At 69.4% G+C, this 23,476-nt stretch carries 10 protein-coding genes; 5 read left to right on the top strand and 5 right to left on the bottom strand.

Translation table 11 applies throughout. The annotated features are described in order from the left end of the window. The first annotated feature begins 34 nt into the window (after positions 1–34). Positions 35–1,795 carry a hypothetical protein gene (locus H0B54_RS27630; RefSeq protein WP_188262999.1) on the top strand — a complete coding sequence of 587 codons (1,761 nt, stop codon included), beginning with the start codon at positions 35–37 and terminating at the stop codon, positions 1,793–1,795. 98 nt (positions 1,796–1,893) lie between these two features. On the opposite strand, the gene H0B54_RS27635 is transcribed toward H0B54_RS27630, so the two are convergent. From H0B54_RS27635 to H0B54_RS27655, 5 genes are all read right to left on the bottom strand, one after another. Further along, a complete protein-coding gene (locus H0B54_RS27635; RefSeq protein WP_188263000.1) occupies positions 1,894–2,976 on the bottom strand; it encodes a potassium channel family protein in 1,083 nt (360 codons plus the stop codon). A 183-nt stretch (positions 2,977–3,159) separates the two neighbouring features. Then, positions 3,160–6,321, bottom strand: a complete 3,162-nt coding sequence (locus H0B54_RS27640) for a DEAD/DEAH box helicase (RefSeq protein WP_188263001.1) — start codon at positions 6,319–6,321, stop codon at positions 3,160–3,162. A gap of 736 nt (positions 6,322–7,057) precedes the next feature. Beyond that, a complete protein-coding gene (locus tag H0B54_RS27645) occupies positions 7,058–8,275 on the bottom strand; it encodes a YbfB/YjiJ family MFS transporter (RefSeq protein WP_188263002.1) in 1,218 nt (405 codons plus the stop codon). Between the two features lie 89 nt (positions 8,276–8,364). Continuing rightward, the gene (locus tag H0B54_RS27650; protein ID WP_188263003.1) at positions 8,365–8,967 is read right to left on the bottom strand and encodes a TetR/AcrR family transcriptional regulator; all 603 of its coding nucleotides are present in this window, start codon (positions 8,965–8,967) and stop codon (positions 8,365–8,367) included. Positions 8,968–9,091: 124 nt separating this feature from the next. Then, positions 9,092–10,462: an FAD-containing oxidoreductase gene (locus H0B54_RS27655; RefSeq protein WP_188263004.1), complete on the bottom strand. Its 1,371-nt coding sequence runs from the start codon at positions 10,460–10,462 to the stop codon at positions 9,092–9,094. Positions 10,463–10,651: 189 nt separating this feature from the next. Here H0B54_RS27655 and H0B54_RS27660 point away from each other — a divergent pair, with 189 nt between their 5' ends. The 4 genes from H0B54_RS27660 to H0B54_RS27675 form a co-directional block, all read left to right on the top strand. Then, complete coding sequence (locus H0B54_RS27660; protein WP_188263005.1) at positions 10,652–15,697, top strand: AAA family ATPase; 5,046 nt, start codon at positions 10,652–10,654, stop codon at positions 15,695–15,697. After that, positions 15,694–17,238, top strand: coding sequence for an ATP-binding protein (locus H0B54_RS27665; protein ID WP_188263006.1), 1,545 nt, complete (start codon positions 15,694–15,696; stop codon positions 17,236–17,238). The genes H0B54_RS27660 and H0B54_RS27665 overlap by 4 nt, the downstream gene beginning before the upstream one ends. A gap of 11 nt (positions 17,239–17,249) precedes the next feature. Further along, a complete protein-coding gene (locus tag H0B54_RS27670) occupies positions 17,250–17,885 on the top strand; it encodes a response regulator transcription factor (protein WP_343069042.1) in 636 nt (211 codons plus the stop codon). Positions 17,886–18,542: 657 nt separating this feature from the next. Then, the coding region (locus H0B54_RS27675) for a beta strand repeat-containing protein (RefSeq protein ID WP_211109600.1) at positions 18,543–23,476 on the top strand (4,934 nt) is incomplete at its 3' end.

The raw sequence follows: 23,476 nt of genomic DNA on the forward strand, positions 1-23,476 counted from the left end.
CTGCGGCCACCTCGCCGACCGGAGCGGTTGAACCATGCTGGTCTATGGCGACCATGACCGTGTCGAGGACCCACGCGTCGTCGTGACCCGGATCGCCACCACCCATCGCACAGCCGCCGCCAAGCCTGACGGGCTCGACCGTCATGCCATGCTGGTGTCCCTGTTCATCGAGGCGGCGGAACTGGCACAGGGCCTCGCCGACGCGGAATTCGCGGCGGTGGGGGAGGACGATTGCACCCCGTGCCGCGACGCGGCGATGGCGGTCGTGATGGAACTGGCCCGCGCGGTCGCCCAGTCCTGGCGCGGCGCGGCTCAGCCGGCCGCCTCTACGCTGGCCGCCGGGCTGGAGACGTTGTCGGCGCAGCCCTTGCCCGAAACCGTGCGAGTACGCCGACCCGAAGGCTACGCCCTCTATGGCCTTTATCCGGAAACCTATCTGGAGGCTGCGGCCCGACTCCCGCCGAACTCGCCCGCTCCGGTTATCGTGATTGGCCTGCGCAGCATCGGAACCGGGCTGGCGGCGATGGCGGCGGTTGCGCTGAACGCTGCGCCTCCGGTCACCCTGCGTCCGATCGGTCATCCGTTCCACCGCGCCGTCCGCGTGTCGGCCCGCCTGCGGACCGCCCTGCTGGCCGATGCTGACGCGTCCTACGTGATCGTCGATGAAGGGCCCGGTCTGTCCGGCAGCTCGTTCGGCGCCGTCGCCGATTGGCTGGAGGCGGCGGGCGTGCCGTCCAGGCGGATCGCGTTCCTTCCCAGCCATAAGGGCGATCCGGGGCCGTGCTCATCCGACCGGCATCGCCGTCGCTGGGCCGAGGCGGTGCGCCCGGCAGTCGGCTTCGATGAACTGGCGCACGCCGCGCATGGCCCGGTGCCGCCGTTGGTGCGCTGGTTCGAGGACACGCTCGGCCCTGCGGTCGCACCGTTGCGCGATCTGTCGGGCGGCGCATGGCGGACGGCATCGGCAGTCGTGGCTGCGGATGCGGATGTGGCGGTGGACTGGCCGCCGGTCCATGCGCAGCAGGAACGCCGCAAGTTCCTGTTGCGCACCGCCTCCGGCCCCTGGCTTCTGAAATTCGCCGGCCTCGGACGCGAGGGCGACGACAAGCTGGACCGGGCCCGTGCGTTGCATCAGGCGGGTTTCACGACGGAACCCATGGCACTCCGTCATGGCTTCCTGGCGGAGCGCTGGCTGGACGGCGCGCAACCGCCCTCTACCGTGCCTCCGGAGCGTTTGGCCGACTATCTCCTGTTCCGTGCCCAACGCTTTCCGGCGGACCGTGACACGGGCGCCAGCCTTCCGGACCTGCTGGCGATGGCGCGCGTGAACATCGGCGAGGCGCTGGGCACCGCCGCAACGGCCTCCTTGGATCGCTGGACGCCGGACATCCTGAGGGAGCTGGACGCGGGGGTCCGGCGCGTCTTCACGGACAACCGCCTTCACATCTGGGAGTGGCTGCGCACCACCGATGGCCGGGTGCTGAAGACCGACGCGCTCGATCATGCCGGCGCGCATGACCTGATCGGCTGCCAGGACATCGCTTGGGACGTGGCGGGAGCCATCGTCGAATTCGGCCTTCCGGCGGCGGAAGCCGACCGGCTGTGCAGCGCAGTGGCCGCTTCAAAGCGGCTGGTGGCCTTTTATCTTCCCTGCTATCCTGCCTTCCAGATCGGCTACTGGTCATTCGCCTCCTCCGATGCGGGAACGGTGTCGATGCGCCGCTTCCACGAGAAGGCTTGGAAACGGCAAGCGGACCGTGGGGAGTGCTCCTCACCTCACGCCGGCACGCCATAACCGCCGCTTCGAGCATCACCTTTGGACAAGGCGCGTTCCCGGCAACCGTGGAGCCCGTGCACAGCTGATCTGGGCAGCGTCATCGGAAACAAGAGCGGTTATTGGCTTTCCGCCTTTTCGTCATCGTGCACCGGACTGATCACGAGCAGTAGGTCTCCGGGCTGGATGATATGGCGGTGACGCTCCGTGAAGGGAATGGCGCGGCCATTGCTGTGGATCTGCACGACCACGCCGGCGGTCGCCTCCGCCATGGTCTTGCCGATTTCGTCCCGCGCTGCCGGGCGCTCCGTCAGCACCATTTGACCGCCCACCGACATCAGGTCGCACAGGAATGGCGTCGCGTGGCTGGTTTCCACGGCGTCGGCCATGAGATAGCCACCGATCCTGGGCGGCGACACCACCAAGTCGGCGCCGCTCAGCTTGGCCAGCTTGATGTTCTCCTCCTGCTTGATGCTGCCCACGATTTTGGTGCCGGCGGACAGGTGGCGGACGGTCAGGATCACCAGGATGGTGGTGTCGTCCCGGCCCGAACTGACGATCACCGCCTTGGCGCTTCCCACGCAGGCCCGGGTCAGCATCTCTTCGCTGGTGGCGTCGCCGAGCAGCCCGATGAATCCGGCCTCGGCCGCCAGCCGGATGCGTTCCTCCGATTGGTCGATCACGACGACCCGTTCGCCCGGATGTCCCTTGGCGACCGTCTCCTGCGCGGCGATGAAGCCACTGTGCCCAAAGCCACACAGAACGATATGCCCCTGCAGATGCTTCTGAATTCGACTCATTCGGAAATCCTCGACGATCCGCTGCACAACGAATTCGTAGGCAGTGCCCAGGAAGATGAACCAGATGAAGACGCGGATGGGCGTGACCGCGAAGGCGTCGATCAGCCGCGCGGTGTCGCTGACCGGGACGATGTCGCCGTAACCGACGGTGGTGACGGTGATCATCGCGAAGTAGAGGATGTCAGGGAAGCTGACATGGCCATCGATGTGGTCCTTCAGGCCATCGCGGTCGAACCAGAACACCGCGATGACCAGGGCGATCAGGACGACAACGAGCCCGACACGAAGGGCCAGAGTCTGTTCCGCCGACATCCCGGAGCGGACATGGAGGACCCGGCCTCGTCGGGGCGCAGATTTGATCCGCCACGTCTCGTTGCCATTCCGCTCTCCAAGTTTCGGCATGGGCCATCCATCGGATCAGACACTCCCGGCCATCATAACGGGAGATTTCGCCGTATGGCTCCACAATGCTGCTTTCAGAACCGACGTGGCATGAAGGGCACGGAAACCGGACGCCTGGTGAGTGGTGGGACCGCGTATGGCCGCCGCCCTCGTGCTGGGAGCCCGGGGATCGCCACATGTCGCTCAGGCCGCACCGACCGACGGCACTTGATCGAGCACGGCGCGCGCATTGTTCAAGATCTCCGACGGTCCGTCGGCGCTCAGCGCAAAGACGAGGCGGTCGTCTGTCCGGCGCACCTGCCCGGTCCAGAGACGCTCCAGCGCCGCTTCGCGCACGGCTCGGCAGGGCGTGTCGCTCAGGGTCAGCGATACACCCGAGGGTCCGGCGGCCAAGGCGGCGACGCCCAGCCGCCGGCAGCGCGCGCGGAGCGCGGCGGCCGCCAGCAACAGCTCGACCTCCTCCGGCAGCGGCCCGAAGCGGTCCTCGATCTCTTCGCGCAACGGCTCGACCGCCGCTTCGTCGCGCAGACGCGAGAGGCGGCGGTGCAGGCCGATCCGCAATTCCTCCTCCGGAAGGTAGGCGGCTGGAATGGTCTGTGGAACGCCCAGGCGCAGTTCGGGGGAATCGTCCGTCTCGGCGCCGGCCAGCGCGCGGGCCAGCAGATGCTGGTACAGCTCGGTTCCGACCAACCGCAGATGGCCGCTCTGGTCGGTTCCCAGAAGGTCGCCCGCCCCGCGCTGGTCGAGATCGAGCAAGCTGAGGGCGAAGCCGCCGCCCAGGCTTTCGATCGCCTCGAGCGAGCCCAACCGCCGCTCGGTTCGCTCGTTGAGCGGAGTGTCCGGATCGGTCAGCAGATAGGCGTAGGCCTGCGCTCCCCCGCGCCCGACCCGGCCGCGGAGTTGGTGGAGCTGGCCGAGCCCGAACAGGTCGGGACGGCGGATCACGATGGTGTTGGCACGGGGAATGTCGATGCCGGTCTCGATGATGGGGGTTGAAACCAGCACGTCGACCGTTCCTTCCGCCACATCGAACATCACCTGATCGAGTTCGGCAATGGGGAGGCGGCCGTGCGCGACGGCGACCGACAGACCGGGGGCGAGAGCGCGCACCTCGGCCTCCAGCTCCGGCAGGTCGGCGATTCGCGGGGCCACGCAGAAGCTCTGTCCGCCCCGCGCCTTTTCGCGCAACAGCGCGGACCGCAGAACCGAAGGGTCGTAGGGAGTGACCCGCGTGCGCACCGGCCGGCGGCGCACCGGGGGTGTATCGATGACACTGACTTCCCGCAGCCCCGCCAGCGCCCCCTGCAGCGTCCGCGGAACCGGCGTGGCGCTGAGCGCCAAGCAGTGGACGCCGGCCGAAAGCCGGGCCAATGCGCGCTTCTGCACGGTGCCGAAGCGCTGCTCCTCGTCGACGACGACCAACGCCAAGTCGGCGAAGCGCACCGTCTTCGACAGAAGGGCGTGGGTGCCGACCGCGATCGCCACCGACCCGTCGGCGAGGCCTTCGCGCACGGCTTTTGCTGCGGACGCAGCCATGCCGCCGGTCAACGGCTCGATGCGCAGGCCCAACCCGGCCAGCCGCCGTCGGAACACCTCCAAGTGCTGGCGGGCGAGCACACTGGTCGGAGCAAGAACGGCAACCTGCCGGCCGGTGAAAGCGACCGCCGCCGCGGCGCGCAACGCCACCTCGGTCTTGCCATAGCCGACGTCGGCGCAGACCAGATGGTCCATAGGCCGCCCGCCGGCGAGTTCGGCCATCACCGCGGTGATGGCGCGCCGCTGCCCTGCGGTCTCCTCGTAGGGGAAGCGGGCGGCCACGCGCCGCATCGGTCCGGCCGGCGGCGCGATCACGGGGGCTTTCGTGCGGGCCCGGCGGGCGGCTTGGCGCACGAGGCTTTTGGCGGTTCGGCCGATCTCGCGCTCCAGCTCACCACGGCGGGTGATCCAATTTCCGCCCTTGAGCCCGTCGAGCGCCACCCGGGCGTCGCTGCTGCCGTAACGCCACACGCGGTCGAGGTCGGCCGCCGGCACCAGGAGCCGATTCTCGCGGGCATACTCCATCACCAGAACGTCTTCCGGCTGGCCTCCGGCGTCGACCGTTTCGAGCCCGCGCACCGCACCGATCCCGTAGTCGAGATGGACCGCAAGATCGTCGCACGACAGGTCGACGGGTGCCAGCGGGGCGACCGGGCCGGCTCCGCCTTCCGGACGGGGGCGTCGGGCGAGCACCGTCACGCCGTCGAACGTGAATCCCGCCGCGACCCGAAGCACCAGGGCTGCCGGCGTCACGGGAGGCCCATCCACCGGCCACCGGTCGAGCACCGGCACCGGTCGGCCGGTCGCCGCCGACACCCGCTCCGCCATCCTGGCCGCGTCGGCGGCGTTCGCGGCGGCAATGATCACGGACTCCCCCGCCGCAATCCTCTCTCCGGCGAGGCGGGGGAGGATGCGTTCGGACACCGCCGGCGCCTCCCTGGACGAGGCTTGCTCGTCGGGTTCCAGGGTCAGAACCGCGCGCCCCCGCAACCCCGTTTCCCACGCGTTGCGGTCGAGGTGCATGGCGGATGCGTCGGCTTCTTCCACGTCGTCGAAGCGTGCTTCCAGCCGGTCGCCCACCCCCTCGTCAATGACGACCGGACTGTCGGCAAGAAGCTCAAGCACGCTCGGTAAGCGGTCGTAGGCCAGGGGCAGCAGGCGCTCGAAGGCGTAGGGGCGCCGTCCGGCGGCGAGTTCCTCCTCAAGCCCTGCGGCCATGGGGTCGCTGCGGCCCTCCAGCCCATGGATCAACCGCGCGACGGTCTCCGGCACCGCCGGGATTTCGGTCACCGGATGAACGATGATCCGGTCGCAGTTGCCCGTCGAACGCTGGCTTGCCGGATCGAAGGTCCGTATCCGTGCGACCCGGCCATCGACGATGTCGCAGCGCACCGGACGGTCGGCGTCGCCCGGAAAGATCTCCACCACGGAACCGCGGAAAGCGGCCTCTCCCGGTTCGTCGATCCGCTCGTCCAGGATGTAGCCGCCGGCAACCAGGAGATTCCGCCAAGTCTCCTCCTCGTAGAGTGTGTCCGTCTCGATGACCAACGCGACGTCGGGCCAGGCATCGGGAGGCGGAAGACGTTGCAGCGCCGCCTCGGCGGTCGCCAGAACCAGCCGCCCGGCGCCTTTGGCCGGTCGGGACAAGGCGGCGATGGCAGCGGCCCGTTGCCCAAGCACAGCCCGCGATGGCTGGCCCCGCTCGCCAGGGGGGATGTCCCAACCTGGGATGAGCACGATCTCGAGGTCCGGCGCGGCGTCTCGGATCGCCCTGGCGAGCCGGGCAGCCCGCGTGTCGCTGCGGGTCACGACCAACGGCACCGCCTGCGAACAGGCGGCGCCTCTGGCAAGCTCGATTGCCAGTGCCCCTTCAGCCGGGGCGGCGCAGGTCACGGACCGGTCCAAGCGGAAAGCGGTGCGGTCGAATTGCATCAACGATGCAGAATCAGGCATGGCACACTGCGTCAGGGGAAACAGGGACAGTTGGCACTTAACAGCTTGGCGCCCATTCATTCCCAACGGGGCGGCTAAATTCGATGGATGTCCCGTGCGAAGGAGGGCGGCGGGCGTTTTTCCGCTCAAGCCGTCGTTTCAGCGCCATGAGGGGAACCTTCGCTTCTTTTCCGGCTTCATGGCCGAACTGTCCCAGCCTGTGACCCTGCCTGCTCCGTGATTTCACGGATCACGCGACAGGGGTTGGGCGGGCCGCGCTGCGGTCGCTTTCGCCGGGCTGGCGGTGGCGGTTCTGTCGGTGACCGGAACGCTGATCTGGTGGCGGAAGTTGCGATCGCGGCAGGGAGCCGCAAGCGGGAGGGGAGGAAAAGGGCGGGCGTTGCTTCCCCGGTCTGGCGTCATGCAGCCAATGCCGCCGCAGTGCCAAGCGCACCCCAAGCCAGCCGGCGAACAGGTTCATCTCCAAATCGCCAAGAGCCCGGCGCAGGGCACTGGAGTTCTGGGCAGGAAAGGCAGTACCGGAAAGGGGAGAGTGGCTTGGCAGGGGCGGCCGGCGCCTGAACTGGCCGAACCCGGCGCACCGGCAACCCACTCAGGCCACGCGCCGGAGGCGACGGGCGTTGGCGAGGACATCGATGCCCAGCGCGAACGCCAGGGCGACGGCGCCGCAGAGGAAGACCGCGGCGTAGCTCCCCCCGCTGTGGGCAAAGAGATAGGAGTAGCCGTAGCCGCCCAGCGCCTGGAAGAAGGCGAAGGCGGTGGTGGCCCGGCTCCAGGCGGCCCGCTGCTCCGACGGGCTGTGCGGCAGCAATTCATGAATGCGGCCGAGCACCAGGGGAACCACGCCCGGCGTCAGGGCGCCGATGACCACCGTCGCGATCCCGACCAGCAGCGGATGGCCGCTGACCGCCAGAGCGGCGACGGCAATCGCCTGAAGCAGAAGCGCGATGCGGTAGGCCGCGGCATAGCCGATCCGGTCGGCCATCGATCCGGCGGCAACCGGCCCGGCCACCGATGCCGCACCGTACAGCACCCAACAGAGGGCGCCGATGTCCGCGCCATGGTTCAGGCCGCGGGCGACATAATCGACCAGCAGCAGCATGACCGGCACCAAGCCCAGCGCGTTCAGCGCGTATTCGGCGTAAAGCGAGCGGAGAGCGCGCCCTTCGTGCCGCGGGGCATGCTCCACCGGCGGGGCGGCGACTGCCTGCTGCGGGGCTGATGGCGGCCAGCCGAACCAGGACAGGGCGGTCAGCAGCAGCGACAGCCCGCCCAGCCCCAGCCATGTTTCGTGCAATCCCAGCCGCATCAGCGCCGGCACGGCGGTGCCCGAAGCCGCGATCCCCAATCCGATGCCGAGGAAGATCATGCCGCTGACGAAGCCGCGCCGCGCCGCCGGGACGTGGGGCAGGATGCTGGTCGCGACCATGACCATGATGGCGCCGCCGGCCAGACCCGAGACGAAGCGCCAGCCGAAGAACCAGCCGAGCGAGAGCGGGTAGGCGCAGGCGATGAAAGCCAGGGAGGCCGTCAGCATCAGCACCCGCAGCAGCGCCCGGTTCGGCAACAGGCTGGCCAGCGGCCGGCCGAGCAGGGCGCCCGCCAGATAGCCGGCGAAGTTCGCCGCTCCCAGCGTCACCGCGTCGGCGGCGGAGAACCAATGCGCCTCGATCAGCGACGGGACCAGCGGCGTGTAGGCGAAGCGCGCCAGGCCAATGGCGACGAGGCTTCCCGCCATGCCCGCGAGGGTCGCCATCCAGGCGGCGCCGTCGAGGCGGTCCATGGCCGCGGTTGCGGAGATCCTGCTCATGGTCGTGCGTCCCTGTTGACGGCACCGCTGCTGCGGTCCGCCCGGTTGACCGGGAAGAAAGGGGGGATAGGTGATCCGGCGCGCGGAGGTCAGGAGTCCGGCATCGTCGGCAGCCCCAGGCTGGTCAGGGCGGCGCGCGCCGCCCCTTCGAGCAGGTCGCGTTCGGGGCGGATGCGGGCCAGGACGCGGATGCCCAGCAGGCTGGAGAAGAGCAGGCGGGCCGCGTCGTCGTCGGGAATGCCGGCCGGGATCGCGCCGTTCCGCCGCCCCTTGACGATGCAGCGGCGGAAGAAGTCCTCGATGGTCGTCAGTTCCGCGTTCAGGAAGTCGCGCATGTCCGGGTCGTCCGGCGTGACCTCCAGCGCGGAATTCACCAGCAGGCAGCCGCGCCTGCACCCGTCGCCGAGCGATCGCTCGATGCTCTCGCGCAGGAAGCCGGCAATGGCTGCGGCCGGCGATGCCGCCGCCTCGTGCCGGGCGATGCGGGCGCGCAGCGAGCCGTCCAGGTAATGCTCCAGGGCACGGCGGAACAGCGCCCGCTTGTCGCCAAAGGCGTTGTGCATGCTGGCGAGCGTCATTTGCATGCTGTCTGCCAGCTCGCGGGTGGAGGTCGCTTCGTACCCCTGGGTCCAGAAGCGGTCCACCGCCGCGTCCAGCACCGCCGTCTCATCGAACTTCCGCGGCCGAGCCATGAGTCCCGCCTTCCGCACCGCTGTTTTAGATCGTATGATCTAAAATACGCCGGGTGACGGGGTGGTCAAGGATCTTCGCCGTCGTGCGAACGCAGCCCTGCCTTGCGCCGCCTCCGCCGTGCCGCTAGTCCAAGGGCTTCAGCTCGCCCAGCAGGGTCGGCAGCAGTTCGGCCACCGTGGGGTGGATGTGGACGGCGCGTTGCAGGGTGGGGTAGGGCGCCTTGGCGTACATCATGTCCAGCACGCCGTGGATGGCCTCGTCGCCGCCGGGACCGAGGATGGCGGCGCCCAGGATTTCCCGGCTGTCGGCGTCGACGACGATCCGCATGAAGCCCTGCGTCTCGCCCTTTTCGACCGCGCGCCCGACGCGCGTCATCGGCCGCATGCCGACCAGCGCGCGCCGGCCGGAGCGGCGGACCGCCTCGTCGGTCATGCCGACGCGGGCGAGCGGCGGGTCGGTGTAGAGCGCGTAGGCCTGGATGCGGTCGTCCACGCTGCGCGGGTCGCCGTCGAGCAGGTTCGCCGCGACGATCTCGAAGTCGTTGTAGGCGGTGTGGGTGAAGGCGCCGCGCCCGTTGCAGTCGCCCATCGCCCAGATGCCCGGCACGTTGGTGCGCAGCGTGTCATCCACCGTGATGGTGCCGCGGGAGTCGGTCGCCACCCCGGCCCGGTCGAGGCCGAGGTCGTCGGTGTTGGGCACGCGCCCCACCGCCAGCAGCGCGTGGCTTCCCACCACCGACGGCGCGCCGGAGGCGCAGGTCACGCCCACCTCCACGCCGTCGTCGTGGGGGGCGAAGCGGATGCAGTCGGCCGACAGGCGGACCGTCACCCCTTCCGCCTCCAACAGGTCGCGGATCGCGGCGGAAACGTCGGGGTCCTCGCGCGGGATCAGCCGGTCGCTCTTCTCCACGACGGTCACCTCGGCGCCGAAACGGCGGAACATCTGCGCGAATTCCAGGCCGATGTAGCTGCCGCCGACCACCACCAGATGCCGCGGCACCTGGTCCAGGTCGAGGATCGTGCCGCTGGTCAGGATGCCGACGTCGCGCACCCCCGGCATGTCCGGGACCGCGGCGCGGGCGCCGACATTGATGAAGATGCGCTCCGCTGTCAGCAATTCGTCGCCGACGCGCACGCTGTTGGGGGATTCGAAGCGGGCATGGCCCTGCAGCACCCGGCAGCCGGGCATACCGCGCAGCCAGCGTTCGACATTCTGGCGCGACCGGCCGGAAACGGCGTCCTTGCGCGCCTTGACCTTTGCCATGTCGACGCGCACCGGGCCGTCGAGCGCCACGCCGTACTCGGCGGCCCGCTGCGCCATCCGGGCCACGCGGGCGCTGGCGATCAACGTCTTGGTCGGGGTGCAGCCGGTGTTGACGCAGGTGCCGCCGAACAGCTTGCGTTCGACGACCGCCACGGTCATGCCGGTGGCGGTGAGGCGCCCGGCCAGCGGTGGCCCGGCCTGGCCGGCTCCGATGATGATGGCGTCGACCATGGCGCGCTCCTGCAGCCGGACCTGGGTGTCGGTGACCGTCGTCGGCCGGACGCTGCCGCCGGCGCCGATCGGGCCGGAAGCAAAGCTAAGTGGGGTCGGCGGCCGGTCAAGACCGGACAATCCGTCGGCGGAGTGCCCCTCGGCGGCGGAATGCCGCTACCATGGGCGCCGAAGGGGAGAGGCCAATCCATGGAATTCTGCGTCGATCACCTGATGGAAGCCGGTTCCGGCGGCCGCGTCCTGGACAGCGACGGGGAAAGCCGGCTGCTGCGCTTGACCCGGCCCGACCAGCCTTTTCCCATCCTCGCCCGCATGGCCGCGGCGCGTCCGGGCGATCCGGGCGGGCCGAGCGAACCGGCGGGACGGTCCGACGCCGCGCTCGACCGGCTGCGGCGGGAGCACGCCTTGTCCCGCCGGCTCGATCCCGCCTGGGCGGTCAAGCCGCTCGACCTTCTGCAGCATGGCATGGTCCCGGTTCTGACCCTCGCCGATCCGGGCGGACAGCCGCTCTCGGCGCTGCCCGTGCCGGCGATGCCCTTCCGCCAGCGGCTCGCGCTGGCGCTCCGCATCGCGGAGGCGGTGGCGCAGCTGCATCGCCGCGGCCTGCTGCACGGCGATCTGCGGCCGTTCAACCTGCTGGTCGACGATGAGGGAACGGTGCGCCTGACCGGCTTCGGCCGGGCCTGCTCCGTACCGGCGCCGCCCCTCCACGCCGCCGAGCGTCCGGACGCGCTTCTGCCCTACATGGCACCCGAACAGTCAGGGCGGACGGGCCGGCCGGTCGACCGCCGCAGCGACCTCTACGCGCTTGGCGTCACGCTCTACGAGGTGTTCACCGGCGCGCTTCCCTTTGTCGCCTGCGATCCGATGGGATGGATCCACAGCCACCTCGCGCGGGCGCCGGTCCCGCCGGCTCACCACGCGCCCGACCTCCCCACGGTCATCGCCGACATCCTGCTGCGGCTGCTGGCCAAGATGGCGGAGGACCGTTACCAGACCGCCGACGGCCTCGTCCGCGACCTTGCCCAGACCCTCCGGCTTTGGGACATGGAGGGCCGCGTCCTCCCCTTTCCGGTCGGTCGGCGCGATCTGCCGGAGGGGTTGGTCCCGGCGCCGGGCCTCTATGGGCGGGACGAGCCGACGGCCGTCCTAGAGGCCGCCTTCGAGCGGGTGGCCGCCCGCGGCCGGATGGGCATCGTCCTGATCGCCGGTCGGTCGGGCGTCGGCAAGTCGGCGATCGTCCGGGCGCTGGAGGAGCGTGTGGTGCCGCCGCAGGGCCTGTTCGCCGGCGGCAAGGTCGACCAGGGCGAGCGCGACCTTCCCTATGCCAGCCTGGCGGAAGCCTTTCGCGGGCTGGTCAGCCGCTTTCTGGCGCTGCCGGCCCCGCATCGCGACCACTGGCGCCGTGCCCTGGCCGAGGCGGTGGGCGAGGGCGGTGCCCTGATGACCGCGCTGATCCCGAATCTCGCCCTGCTGATCGGCGATCAGCCCGCCGTTCCGCCCTTGCCGCCGCGTGAGGCCCAGAACCGCTTCGACCTGCTGTTCCGGCGGGTGCTGCGGACCTTCGCACGGCCCGACCATCCCCTGGTCCTGTTCCTTGACGACCTGCATTGGCTGGACCGCGCGACGCTGGACCTGCTCGACCGGCTGGTTGCCGACGGGGGCGTGGACCATCTGCTGCTGGTCGGCGCCTATCGAGGCGACGAGGTCGGAGGCGGCCACCCGCTGGAGGCGCTGATGCGCCGGATTCAAGCGGCCGGCGACGCGATCGATTGTGAGCGGATCGCGCTGGGGCCGCTGTCCCCTGACGATCTGCGTCGCATGATCGCCGACAGTCTGGACCGCAAGCCCGGCGAGGTGGCGCCGCTCGCCGCTCGCCTGCAGGAGCGGACCGGCGGCAACGCCTTCTTCGCGGTCCAGTTCCTGACCGCGCTGGAACGCTCCGGGCACCTGTGGTTCGACCGCGACGCCAGGCGCTGGGACTGGGACCTTGCGGCGGTGGAGCAGGCGCCGGCGGGCGCCGGCATCGCCACGCTGATGAACGAGCGGCTGGCCCGCTTTCCGGTGCTGGCGCGCGACCTGCTGTTCCGCCACGCCGCGCTCGGCGCCGCCGTCCGGCTGTCCACCCTGGCCCTCGCCGCCGGCCTGACGGAGGAGGAAGCCGCGCGTCACCTGGAGCCGGTGCTGGCCGAGGGGCTGATCCTGCGCACCGAGGACGGAGTCCGCTTCCTCCACGATCGGGTGCAGGAAGGAGCCTACGCGCTGGTGCCGGAGGACACGCGCGGCACGCTCCACCTCGACATCGCCCGCGCGTTGCACCGCGGCTTCGCGGCCGACCTGACGGGGGAGCGGCTGTTCGTTCTGGTCGGCCAGTATGACCGCTGCCTTCCCCTGATACGGGACGGGCGGGAGCGGGCGGAGGTGGCGGCGCTCCATCTCGCCGCCGGCCATCAGGCCAAGGCCGCCAGCGCCCACGACTCGGCGTCGGCCTACGCGCTGGGCGGTCTGCGTCTGCTGGAAGGCGGCGGGAACGGGCGGCACCGGCTGGCCTTCGCGCTGGAGCATCTCCAGGCTGAATGCGAGTTCCTCCGCGGCGATCTGCAACAGGCGGAGCGGCGCCTGCTCGTCCTCGCCGGTCGGGCCGAGCGTCCGGCGGACCGCGCCGCGATCACGGCGCTGCTCGTCACCGTCTTCACCGCGATCGACCGCAGCGATCGCGCCATCGAGTCCTGTCTGGCCTATCTGCGGGGGGTCGGGATCGATTGGCTCGCCCATCCGCCGGCTGCTTTGGCTCACGAGGAGTATGAGCGGCTGCGGGCGGCCATCGGCGACCGGCCCATCGCGTCGCTGGCGACGCTGTCCGCCGTCGCCGATCCCGACAGCCGGGCGACGCTGGACGTGCTGGCCGCCGCGCTGCCGCCCGCCTTCTTCAGCGACCGCAACCTCGTCTGCCTGATCCTGTGCCGGATGGCCAACCTGACCCTTCAAAGCGGGCGAAGCGACGCGTCCGCCCTGGGCTTCGCCTATCTCGGCATGATGGCCGGCCCGTGTTTCGGCGATTACGCCGCCGGCTACGACTTCGGCCGCCTCGGTTACGATCTGGCGGAGCGGCAGGGGCCGACGCGCTACCGGGCGCGGGTGCTGATGACCTTCGCCTATCACGTCGTCCCGTGGACGCGCGACATTCGCAGCGAGCGCGCCTTGCTGCTGCGCGCCTTCGAGGAGGCGCGGGAGGCGGGCGACGTCACCTACGGCGGTTTCACCAGCGTCACCCTCGTCACCAGCATGCTGGCGTCGGGCGATCCGCTGGCGACGGTCCAGCGCACGGCAGAGGCGCGTCTCGCCTATGTCCGGCAGGTGAGGTTCGGGCTCTGCGCCGATATCCTGACCACCCAGCTCCAACTGCTGCGCGCCTTGCGCGGGCAGACCGATGCGATCGGCGGCTTCGACGGGCAGGGCTTTGACAACGCCGCTTTCGAGGCGCGGCTGCTGGCCAATCCCAGCCTGGACATCGCCACCTGCTGGCACTGGATCCGCACCCTCCAGCTCCGTTGCATCGCCGGTGAGATGACAGCGGCGGTCGAGGCGGCGGAGCGGGCGGAAGGGCTTTTGTGGACCACGTCGGGCCATTGGGAGATGGCCGAGTTCCACTTCCACGCCGCCCTGGCCCGGGCCGGGGCGATGGACGACGCCCCCCCGGACCATCGCGCCCGTCATGCCGCGGCGCTCGACCGGCATCTCGGCCAGCTGCGCGATTGGGCGGGCCACGGCCCCGACAGCTTCGACGCCCGCTTCGCCCTGGCCGATGCGGAGGCGGCGAGGACCCAGGGGCGGACGGAGGACGCGATGCGCGGCTACGACCGCGCGGTTCAGGCGGCCCGGCGCAGCGCGCTGCCGCATGTAGAGGCGCTGGCCCATGAATGCGCCGCCGGCTTCTACCGCCGGCTGGGGGTGGCGACGCTGGAGCGCGCCTGCATTCGCGACGCGGCCGAGGGTTATGCGCGGTGGGGAGCCACCGCCAAGGTTGGGCAGCTTGCCCGGCGCTACCCCACCCTCGCTCTGGAAACCGTCGAGCCGGCCCCGCCGGAGGCCCCGCGGGGCTTCGACGGCATTGATCCGGCGGCGCTTCTCGGGACGCTGCGCGCGGTGTCCGACCAAGCGAGCGTGGAGCAGCTCATCACCGGCCTGCTGACGCTGGTCCTGGAGCATGCCGGCGCCAGCCGCGGCATGCTGATCCTCGCCCGCGGCGAAGGGTTGCGGGTGGAGGCGGAAGCGACGACCGGGCTCTATGGCGTGTCGGTCCGGCTGGTCCGCGAGGATGCCGAGCGCATCCCGCTGCCCCACGCCATCGTCCACGGCGCGATCCGCGACCAGGAGGCGGTGATCGTCGACGACACCCGGGCGGGCGGTCTCTTCTCCGCCGATCCCTACGTCCGCCAGACGGACGCGCGCTCCATCCTGTGCATGCCGCTGGTCCGCCGCCGCCGCGTCGTCGGGCTGCTGCATCTGGAGAATGCGCTGGCCACCCACGCCTTCACGCCGCAGCGGGTCAACATCCTGACGCTTCTCGGGGCTCAGGCCGCGGCGGCGCTGGAGACTGCGACGCTGGACGAGAAGGAGGCGCTGCTGAAGGAGATCCACCACCGGGTGAAGAACAACCTGCAACTCGTCACCAGCCTTCTCAACCTCCAGGCCCGCCGCGTCGAGGACGAGGCGGTCGCCGCCCTGTTCGCCGACAGCCGCGATCGCGTGCGGTCGATGGCACTGGTGCACGAGAACCTCTACCGTCTCGGCAATTTCGCCCGCGTGCCGATGCGCGAGCATCTGGAGTCGGTGTGCGCCCATCTGCTGCGCGCCTATTCCCGGCAGGCCGGCGCGGTGCGGCTGGCGACCGCCGTGGACGATCTGCAACTCGACCTCGACCGCGCGGTGCCCTGCGGACTGATCGTCAACGAGCTGGTCTCAAACGCCTTGAAGCACGCCTTTCCGGAGGGGCGGGGCGGGGTGCTGAGCGTGGCCCTGGCGGTGGAGGGGCGGGACTGCCGGCTGTCCGTTCGCGACGACGGCGTGGGCTTGCCCGGTGGTTATGATCCCGATAGGATGGACACGCTCGGCTTCCAACTGATTGCGGACTTGACGGCTCAGTTGCACGGTTCCTTGGAATACAACCCCAGCACAGGAACAGAATTCATCGTTGCCTTTCCCTTGAGAGGGCGCATTCGGGGACATGAATGATCGCGGCTCGTATCCTGATCGTTGAAGACGACCGTATCGTCGCGCGTGATATTCAGCATCAGGTTTCCCGAATGGGTCATGTCGTGGTCGGCCTGTCGGCCAGCGGCGAGGAGGCGGTGCGGCTGGCCGGCAGCCATCAGCCCGACCTGGTCCTGATGGACATCCGTCTGGAAGGGGAGATGGACGGGATCGAGGCGGCGCGCCGGATCCGCGACGCGCAGCGCATCCCCGTCGTCTTTCTCACCGCTTACGCCAACGACGACGTCGTGCAGCGCGCCAGCCTGACGGAGCCCTTCGGGTATCTGTTGAAGCCGCTCGAAGAGCCGCAGATGCGCACCGTCATTCAGATGGCGCTCTACAAGCAGGCCAGCGATGCCAAGCTGCGGATGAGCGAACGGCGCTACGCCGCCACGCTCGCGAGCATTCGCGACGGCGTGATCCTGTGCGACCGCGACGGTCGCGTCGATTTCATGAACCGGGTCGCGGAAGCGATGACCGGCTGGACGGCGGCGGAAGCGGCCGGGCGGCCGCTCACCGCCGTCTTCGTCGCCGTGGATGAGGAAACGCTGGAGCCGCAGGAGGATTTCTCCGCTCTCGTCCGACGCAGCGGTGCCCTCGCTCCGCCGGAACGGCTGTCCCGCCTTCTGCCCCGCGGCGAAGCGGGCGAGTCGACTCGGACTGAGTTGACTGGGACCGAATTGACCGGAATCGTGGTGGAGGAGCGCTGCTCCGCCATCATCGACGACCGCGGGGAGGTCGCCGGCGCCATCCTGGTGTTCAGCGACCTGACGCAGCGCCGCCAGATAGCCGAGACCTTGCGCAAGGCCCAAACCGACCTCGCCCGGATCAGCCGACTCACCATGATGGGGGAACTGGCCGCCGCCGTCGCGCACGAGGTCAACCAGCCGCTGATGGCGATCATCACCAACGCCGGCACCTGCCTTCAGCGCCTGTCGCAGCCGGAACCCGACCTCGGCAAGACCCGCGCCGTGGCGGAGCGGATCGTGCGCGACGCCCAGCGGGCCGGCGACGTGGTCCGCAGCATTCACGCGCTGGCGCGGCGGACCCCGGCCGATCCGGGATGGGTCGACGTGAACGCCCTGGTGGTCGAGACGCTGGCGCTGGTCCGGGCCGAGCTGCGCCGAGCCCGGATCGCGTTGGAAACCGACCTCCAGGCGGGCCCGTCCCGGGTCCACGGCGACCGGGTGCAGTTGCAGCAGCTCGTCCTCAATCTGGTGATGAACGCCATCGAAGCGATGGCCGCCCCGGATCTGCCGCTGCGGCGCCTGCGCATCGTCACCGCCAGCGGCGACGGCGGGATCAGCGTCCGCGTCGAGGACAGCGGGCCGGGCATCGCGGAATCCGATCCGGATGTCCTTTTCCGCGCCTTCTACACCACCAAGCCCAGTGGGCTGGGCATGGGGCTGTCGATCAGCCGGTCCATCGTGGAGTTGCATGGCGGTCGGCTGACCGCGACCCCTGGAACGCCTTGCGGGAGCGTGTTCGAATTCGTACTCCCGCCGTCGCCCGGAGAGACGTGATGGGAATGGGGATGGCGAGCAAGGCCGCCGAGGCAACGGTGACCGTGGTGGTCATCGACGACGACGAAGCCGTCCGTGAAGCGCTGGAAGGGCTGCTCGACTCCGTCGGGCTGCCGGTGAGGAGCTTTGGCTCGGTGCAGCAGTACGTCGACCAGAAACCGGCCATCGACGTCGGCTGCATGGTGCTGGACGTGCGGTTGCCGGGGCGCAGCGGGCTGGATTTCCAGGCGGAACTGGCGCGGTGCGGCAACAGTCTTCCGGTGATCTTCATCAGCGGTCATGGCGACGTTGCGATGTCGGTCCGCGCGATGAAGGCGGGAGCCTTCGAGTTCCTGACCAAGCCGGTCCACCACCAGCACCTGCTGGACGCCATCCACGCCGCCATCGCTCAGCACGGCGAGCGGCGTGACCAGGAGCGCAGCCTCGTCGTTCAGCGCGCCCGCTTCGACACGCTGACCGTGCGCGAACGCGAGGTCGCGATGATGGTGGTGTCCGGCCTGCGCAACAAACAGATCGCCGGTGACCTGGACCTCAGCGAGGCGACGGTGAAGCTGCACCGTGGTCAGGCCATGCGCAAGATGGGGGTGCGGTCGGTGGTGGATCTGGTGCGCATCGTCGACAGCCTGATGCCCGACCACGCCCAATGACGGCACCGTCCGCCGTTTGGCGCCGAACCCGCGTGACCTCCGAGGTCGGCCCTTTCCAACCCCCCGGCCGGCGGTCCCAGGCCGGAGCTGTCGCTTCGCACGGACGACCTGGAGGAGGCGCCCCGTTTCCACCGCATCGGGCGGTTCGAGGCGGCCGTCGACCCCTATCGGGCCATTCTGGCGCTCCAGCCTGCTCGTCGATCAGGCCTCGGTGGCGTCCGAGTCGCCTCCTCTATCGCCGTCATACGGCATCCAATCACGCATCCGCAACCGGTGGGGCGGTTCGGACGTCGGCTCAGTGTCCGCTGGGTCCCCGGATGGGACCGGCTGTGCGGCTGGCAAGCCAGCAGGGCCGTTCAGCTTTGGTTCTGTCCGAGACGGCATTCCTCCCCCCTTACAGAAGCTTTTGGTTTTTGTTTCAACTACAAGGATATATCTTTTCGTGCGGCGTATCCAGGTGCCACCGATGCGTACGCGTTCTCACGGTAAATTAGAATCCATCGAAGCAATGGGGGCTTGGGCGGGCATGCGCCGGCATTTTTAGCCAAAAGCGTGCCTTATAAACCGCTTATATACCGATGATTAGCCTATGATAGTGCATTGATCCATCCGAGACCGGTGGCCGTGCCGGCTGCGTGACGTGAGGGCTGAAAGACCGTGGCGAATCCGACCTTCACCATGATCGGCACCAACAGCTTCGGCCTTTCCGACATCGGAAGCGAGGCCGGCCCGGTGCTGGCTGACCTTGACGGTGACGGCGATCTCGACCTCCTGGTCGGCAACGCGGACGGAAACACGGTCTTCTTCCGCAACAACGGAACGACGCTGTCGCCGACCTTCACGCTGGACAGCACCAATCCATTCGGGATCACCAACGTCAGCGCGGGCGGCGCGCTTCCCACCGTCGTTGACATCGACGGCGACGGCGATCTCGACCTGTTCATCGGCAACCACGCCGGCACCACCCTGTTCTTCCGCAACAACGGGACCTCACCACAGGCGCCAACCTTCTCGCTCGAAGGCACCGGCCTGTTCGGCATCCAGAACGCCGGCAGTTACGGGACGCCGAGCTTTGCCGATCTGGACAGCGACGGCGATCTCGATCTGCTGATCGGCAGCGCTGATGGGAACATATTCCTTTACCGCAACAACGGCTCGACACAGGCGCCAGCCTTCTCGCTGGAAGGGACCAACCCCTTCGGCCTGCCTCGCGAGCTCGATGGCTACGCGTCGCCCGCTCTGGCGGACATCAACGGGGACGGCCTCGTCGATCTCATCACCAAGAGCACCGTTTACGTCAACGTCGGCACGGCGGCGGCGCCGACCTTTTCGCTGTTTGCCACGAATCCCTACGGTGCTCTCGGCCCCGGAGCGTACCCACGGCCGGCCCTGGGCGATCTCGACGGCGACGGCGACCGCGATCTGGTGATCGGCGTCGACGGCGGCGATCTGGAGTATTTCCGCAACGTCGCCCCGGTGACCGTGACGCTGGGCAACGGCGGAAACACGATCGCGCTGTCGCAGATCAACACGCTGACCGGCGGCACCGGCATCGACGTGGTGTCGCTGGTCGACATCGGGGCGACCTTCATCGTCACCGGGATCGAGACGCTGACCGGCAGCACTGCCACCGACGTCGTGATTCTGGGCGCTGCCGGCAACACGCTTCTGGTGAGCCGGGTCGAGACGCTGGCGGGCGGCGCCGGCACGGACGCGGTGACGCTGGGCTCTTTCGGGAACACGCTGCTGGTGAGCGGCATCGAGACGCTGACTGGCGGCATCGGCGGCGACGTGGTGACGCTGGGCTCCCTCGGCAACACGCTGCTGGTGGAGGGCGTCGAATCGCTGACCGGCGGCATCGGCGCCGACGTGGTGACGCTGGGCAACAGCACGGGCAACACGCTGACGGTGTTCCGGCTGGAGACGCTGACCGGCGGGATCGGCACCGACGTGGTGACGTTCGCCAGCGGCGGCAACACGTTGTTGGCGGAGGGCATCGAAACGCTGACCGGCGGCGCCGGCGTCGATTCGGTGACGCTGGGCAACAGCGGCAACACGGTGACGGTCCGCTTGCTGGAGAGCCTCATCGGCGGCTCCGGCACCGACACCGTGACGCTGGGCGCCGGCGGCAACGCGCTGACGGTCCGGTTGCTGGAGAGCATCGTCGGCGGCTCCGGGGCCGACACCGTGACGCTGGACAGCAACGGCAACACGCTGACGATCCGGCTTGTGGAGACGCTGTTCGGCGGTTCCGGTCTCGACGTGGTCACTCTGGCCAGCGGCAGCAACACGCTGTGGGTGAGCAGCGTCGAGACGCTGATCGGCGGTTCCGGTTCCGACATGGTGAGGTTGGACAGCGAGGGCAACACGCTGACGGTCCGGCTCATGGAGACGCTGTTCGGTGGCTCCGGCACCGACATCGTGACGCTTGGCACCGGCGGGAACACGCTGAGGGTGAGCGGCATCGAGACACTGACCGGCGGTTCCGGTTCCGACGTTGTGACGCTGCTCACCGGCGGGAACACGTTGACGGTGTCTCTTCTGGAATCGTTGATCGGCGCCGCCGGCGTCGACGTCGTGACGCTGGGCAGCGCCGGCAGCACCATGCTGGTGTCCGCTCTGGAAACGTTGACCGGGGGGGCCGGCACCGACGTGGTGACGGTCTCCGCCAGCGGCATGACCGTGCTGGTCAGCTGCATCGAGACGCTGACTGGCAACACCGGCCAGGAAATCGTTACGCTGGCCAGCGGCGGCAACACCATCCAGGTGTCGCGGCTCGAGACGGTCACCGGCGGTGCCGGCACCGACGTGGTGTCCTTTGGCACGACGTGGGGCAACACCATGCTGGCGAGCCTCGTCGAGACGTTGATCGGCGGTGGTGCGACGGACATCGTGACGCTGGGCAGCGGCGGCAACACCATCGAGGTGTCGCGGGTCGAGACGCTGTTCGGCGGTTCCGGCACCGACGTGGTGACGCTGGCAAGCGGCGGCAACACGCTGCTGGTCCGGCTGCTGGAGACGCTGACCGGTGGTTCCGGCACCGACGTGCTGACGCTCACCTCCGGCGGCAACGTGATGACGGTGAGCGGAGTCGAAACGATCAACGGCGGCTCCGGCCTCGACATCGTGACGCTCGGCGACAGCGTGGGCAACACGCTCACCGTGTGGCGATTGGAGACTCTGATCGGCAACTCCGGCACCGACGTGGTGACGCTGGGCAATCCCGGCGTCACACTACTGGTGGATGGTGTCGAGACGCTGGTGGGCGGCACCGGCACCGACCTGGTGGAACTGGGCAGCGGCGGCAACACGGTGCTGGTGAGCGGTGTCGAGACGCTGGCCGGCGGCATCGGCACCGACGTGGTGACGCTGGGCGGCGGCGGCAACACGGTGCTGGTGGGCGGTGTCGAGACGCTGACCGGTGGCACCGGCACTGACGTGGTGACGATTGGTGACAGCAAGGGCAATACCCTTGCGGTGTCAGAACTGGAGACGCTGATCGGCGGTGTCGGCACCGATGTTGTGACCTTCTCTCCCTCCGGCAACCAGGGCACTCTCTTCGTCTCCGGCGTCGAGACCGTCTACACGCCGTTCCAGACGTTGACGCTCAACGGCACCGATACGCTGATCGTGCTGTCGGCCAGCCCGTCCACTCCGGTGCTCAACCCGGCCTCGGACAGCGGCGTGTCCGGCGACGGGGTGACAAATGCTGCGCAGCCCACGCTGACGGGAACAGCCGACGCCGGCAGCGTCGTGCATCTGTACGGAAACGGTATCGAGATCGGGACTGGGACGGCCAACGGCTCCGGAACATGGTCGGTGGTCCCCGGCACGGCACTTGCCGACGGGGCCTGGACGCTGACTGCCAAGGTGATCGTGTCCGGCGTCGAGAGTCAGGCGTCGGGCTCTCTCCTAGTGACCATTGACACCGGGGCTAACGTTCCGAGCACCCTTGCTCTGACCACGGCATCGAACAGCGGCTCGACCACCGACACGCTGACCAGTGTCACAACTCCCGTCATCACGGGCAGCGTCGCCGAGGCTGGGGTGGTTGTGCTGTACGAGGGCAGCACCGCCCTGGGCACGGTGACCGCTGCGGCGGCGGGCGCCTGGAGCATCACAGCGGCCTCGCTGAGCGACGGTGCGCACACGCTGACGGCCACGGTGACCGATGCGGCGGGCAACACCTCGGCCGCCTCGTCCGCCCTGACCGTCACCATCGACACCGGGGCTAACGTTCCGAGCAACCTTGCTCTGACCACGGCATCGAACAGCGGCTCGACCACCGACACGCTGACCAGTGTCACAACTCCCGTCATCACGGGCAGCGTCGCCGAGGCTGGGGTGGTTGTGCTGTACGAGGGCAGCACCGCCCTGGGCACGGTGACCGCTGCGGCGGCGGGTGCCTGGAGCATCGCGGCGGCCTCGCTGAGCGACGGTGCGCACACGCTGACGGCCACGGTGACCGATGCGACGGGCAACACCTCGGCCGCCTCGTCCGCCCTGACCGTCACCATCGACACCGGGGCTAACGTTCCGAGCAACCTTGCTCTGACCACGGCATCGAACAGCGGCTCGACCACCGACACGCTGACGAACGTGACGGTACCGGTGATCACCGGGACAGTGGGTGAAGCCGGCGTGGTTGTGCTGTATGAGGGCAGCACCGCCCTGGGCACGGTGACCGCTGCGGCGGCGGGCGCCTGGAGCATCGCGGCGGCCTCGCTGAGCGACGGTGCGCACACGCTGACGGCCACGATGACCGACGCCGCGGGCAACACCTCGGCCGCCTCCACCGCGCTGACCGTCACCATCGACACCAGCGCTTCGTCGCCGACCGGGCTGGCATTGGTGGCGTCGTCGAACAGCGGCTCGACCGCCGACACGCTGACGAACGTGACGGTACCGGTGATCACCGGGACAGTGGGTGAAGCCGGCGTGGTTGTGCTGTATGAGGGCAGCACCGCCCTGGGCACGGTGACCGCTGCGGCGGCGGGCGCCTGGAGCATCGCGGCGGCCTCGCTGAGCGACGGTGCGCACACGCTGACGGCCACGATGACCGACGCCGCGGGCAACACCTCGGCCGCCTCCACCGCGCTGACCGTCACCATCGACACCAGCGCTTCGTCGCCGACCGGGCTGGCATTGGTGGCGTCGTCGAACAGCGGCTCGACCACCGACACGCTGACCAGTGTCACAACTCCCGTCATCACGGGCAGCGTCGCCGAGGCTGGGGTGGTTGTGCTGTACGAGGGCAGCACCGCCCTGGGCACGGTGACCGCTGCGGCGGCGGGCGCCTGGAGCATCACGGCGGCCTCGCTGAGCGACGGTGCGCACACGCTGACGGCCACGATGACCGACGCCGCGGGCAACACCTCGGCCGCCTCCACCGCGCTGACCGTCACCATCGACACCGGGGCTAGCGCTCCGAGCAACCTTGCTCTGACCACGGCATCGAACAGCGGCTCGACCACCGACACGCTGACCAGTGTCACAACTCCCGTCATCACGGGCAGCGTCGCCGAGGCTGGGGTGGTTGTGCTGTACGAGGGCAGCACCGCCCTGGGCACGGTGACCGCTGCGGCGGCGGG

This window comes from Azospirillum tabaci, assembly GCF_014596085.1.
GTDB classification, from domain to species: domain Bacteria; phylum Pseudomonadota; class Alphaproteobacteria; order Azospirillales; family Azospirillaceae; genus Azospirillum; species Azospirillum tabaci.

Excerpts from the sequence above, each read along its gene's own strand:
- H0B54_RS27630 (WP_188262999.1), top strand. The coding sequence starts at position 35 with ATGCTGGTCTATGGCGACCATGACCGTGTCGAGGACCCACGCGTCGTC.
- H0B54_RS27635 (WP_188263000.1), bottom strand. The coding sequence starts at position 2,976 with ATGCCGAAACTTGGAGAGCGGAATGGCAACGAGACGTGGCGGATCAAA.
- H0B54_RS27645 (WP_188263002.1), bottom strand. The coding sequence starts at position 8,275 with ATGAGCAGGATCTCCGCAACCGCGGCCATGGACCGCCTCGACGGCGCC.
- H0B54_RS27650 (WP_188263003.1), bottom strand. The coding sequence starts at position 8,967 with ATGGCTCGGCCGCGGAAGTTCGATGAGACGGCGGTGCTGGACGCGGCG.
- H0B54_RS27655 (WP_188263004.1), bottom strand. The coding sequence starts at position 10,462 with ATGGTCGACGCCATCATCATCGGAGCCGGCCAGGCCGGGCCACCGCTG.
- H0B54_RS27660 (WP_188263005.1), top strand. The coding sequence starts at position 10,652 with ATGGAATTCTGCGTCGATCACCTGATGGAAGCCGGTTCCGGCGGCCGC.
- H0B54_RS27665 (WP_188263006.1), top strand. The coding sequence starts at position 15,694 with ATGATCGCGGCTCGTATCCTGATCGTTGAAGACGACCGTATCGTCGCG.
- H0B54_RS27670 (WP_343069042.1), top strand. The coding sequence starts at position 17,250 with ATGGCGAGCAAGGCCGCCGAGGCAACGGTGACCGTGGTGGTCATCGAC.